This is a genomic window from Vibrio sp. 10N.222.48.A3, assembly GCF_041475345.1.
GTDB classification, from domain to species: Bacteria; Pseudomonadota; Gammaproteobacteria; order Enterobacterales; family Vibrionaceae; genus Vibrio; species Vibrio tasmaniensis_A.
Genome location: NZ_JBFRVX010001595.1, coordinates 1 through 2180 on the forward strand (window position 1 = coordinate 1; position 2180 = coordinate 2180).

Below are 2180 nucleotides of genomic sequence, written 5' to 3' on the forward strand. Positions count from 1 at the left end.
TCAACTTGAAGGTGCAGGCTTGAGTACCAAAAATTACCGATTCATTCTCACCACAACTTGCCTTAAGAGCTTCATCAGTCTCTATGAATCTAATTATATTTGCGGCAGAGCTATATTAGCCGATTGTGACAAAAGAACAGATATGGCAAACTATATAGAGTACATAGAGTTTAATTATAATCGGGCGATAAAGCTCAATACTCTAGGTGTCTAAGCCTAATTTAACTTTGAAAAAATAATGCTCAATGTGTTGTCCTTTCTTGCAAAAGCAGAACACTTTCGTTTCTGAACTAATACAGCTAAATAATAAGAGTTTTATACATGCAAAATCAAAATCCAATGTACGCTGATATGTTGAGAGTATTCTCTAAAGCGGAGCTTGAAGGTGGTTCTCTCTTTTCTAAACTTGTTGTTGTTGGCAAAACTGCAGGTCAACTAAAGGAAGTTAAAGGGGTAGTCGATAAGAGTATCGGACTTGGTAAGGCTCTTAATTACGCTGGAACTCACGGATTGTCATCAATCAATTCAAGTGCCGGCTACAAAATAGCGTCAGGCGCTGTTAAATCAGTTGCTAGCAGCGCTGCTATGAATAGCGATCAAAACTGGTTTATGAAAATCGTGTCTACTTTAAAGCAAAAGTTGACTGAATTTTTATCGTCGATTACAGACTTTGGAAACGATTTAAAGCAAAAACTATTTGCTCTATTACCCGATGTTGTATCAAAAACACTAGGCGAAGTTTTACAGCATGCTGGTAATATTAAAGCCGCATTAGAGTCAGCATACAAGACCATTACAAAAACAATGCACTACCTAAAATCTGACGGTATGACTATGCTCGCGACCAACAAAGTTGGTTCTTACGTAATTATATCTATCAGAGAGCAAATAAAAGGTGCGGCAGTATCAAGTTCGATTGCAACTCTGCAAAGTGGCGGGACGATATTAGTGAATTCTCTGAGTGCTGGTGTTGGTGCAGCAGTAACAACTATCGCTAACGCTATTGTTTCCATTTTCAAATTTTTTGTCTCGCTAATCAAAAAATGGAAAATGGAAAAAGAATATAATGAATTCAAGAAAAAATGTACGACTTACTTAATTAACGTTCAATCAATGAGTGATGAAAGGCTAGAACAGTTCTTCGCGGAACACATACGTAAAATCCCGATCTTAGCTGCCTATATAGTTTGCATCCCTAGATATGGTTCACCTTATAATTTTTTGAAAATTCTTGATGTTACCCCGCCAAATGCACACAAACGAATCAGCTTGAGCCGAGGAATACGCAAGATAAAGTCCAAGATATTAGGCACAACACTTGACAGTGATAAAGTGGCACATCAAAAAAACATTCTTTCGTCTTTTGAACTATTAAAAGAAGAGTCAAGAGAGTTTATTAAGGAATGTCCGATATCTCTAGAGAGTAAAACTCCAGGTGTTCTTGAGGTGTTAAAAGCAGCGAGAAGCCAAATGAACTTTCTTCCCGGTAGTGATTTGGATGCGAGTAAAGTCGCTCATGCTTTACATAAAAGTAAATTGAGCAAAATTCATGCAGGAAAAGCCCATCACGTAACGGCACGTTTAGATCTCCTAATACGTTCTGACCGCTGGGCGTAAGAGGCTGTCCTAAATTCTGTGTAGCTGTCTAAGCTTAAGTCGTAATAGTGAAGGGTAGAGAGTTACCCACTTTGATTAAAGGAGCTAATCCCGTAATCAAAGACAATAAGGGGTAACTCTCATTTTCATACTAGCAATCCAATCATCAAACACATAGCCAGCCTACTCAATCTGGATTCGTAATGACTTAGAAAAGTTCAAGACGGGTCTTATTGCCTTGATGTCATTGGCGTAGGTGTTTCCATTTTATGAAAACTAATACCATTAAATTAATTATGGTATTAGTTTACTGACGTATATAGTTAATTATCATTTAAAGACATGATTATTGAGATTCAGGACAGAATGTTAAGAGAACTTGAATAATATATAGAATAATGTGTTGCTAGGGGCGGTAGGGCGTTGTAATAATATAAGTATTGTTAGCGTGTTACGTTTTTAGCTAGTGATTATTCAAGGATAGAATAATGGCAAACACAAAAATCTCGTTGCGGTTTACCGTTGGAGGGATGTTTCTACTTGCGACGGTGCTAACGGCGATCGTGGCGGTTTCACTTCAATAT

Annotated in this window: 2 protein-coding genes; both read left to right on the forward strand. The window is 37.5% G+C overall.

Annotated elements, in window-relative coordinates; translation table 11 throughout:
- Positions 1-214: hypothetical protein (locus AB4653_RS27920; protein ID WP_372090894.1), on the forward strand; the 214-nt coding region annotated here is incomplete at its 5' end.
- Between the two features lie 107 nt (positions 215-321).
- Positions 322-1617, forward strand: a complete 1296-nt coding sequence (locus AB4653_RS27925; protein ID WP_009846613.1) for a hypothetical protein — start codon at positions 322-324, stop codon at positions 1615-1617.
- The last annotated feature ends 563 nt before the right edge of the window (positions 1618-2180 follow it).

Bases quoted from the DNA above. Each gene is read 5' to 3' on its own strand.
- AB4653_RS27925 (WP_009846613.1), top strand. From the start codon at position 322: ATGCAAAATCAAAATCCAATGTACGCTGATATGTTGAGAGTATTCTCT.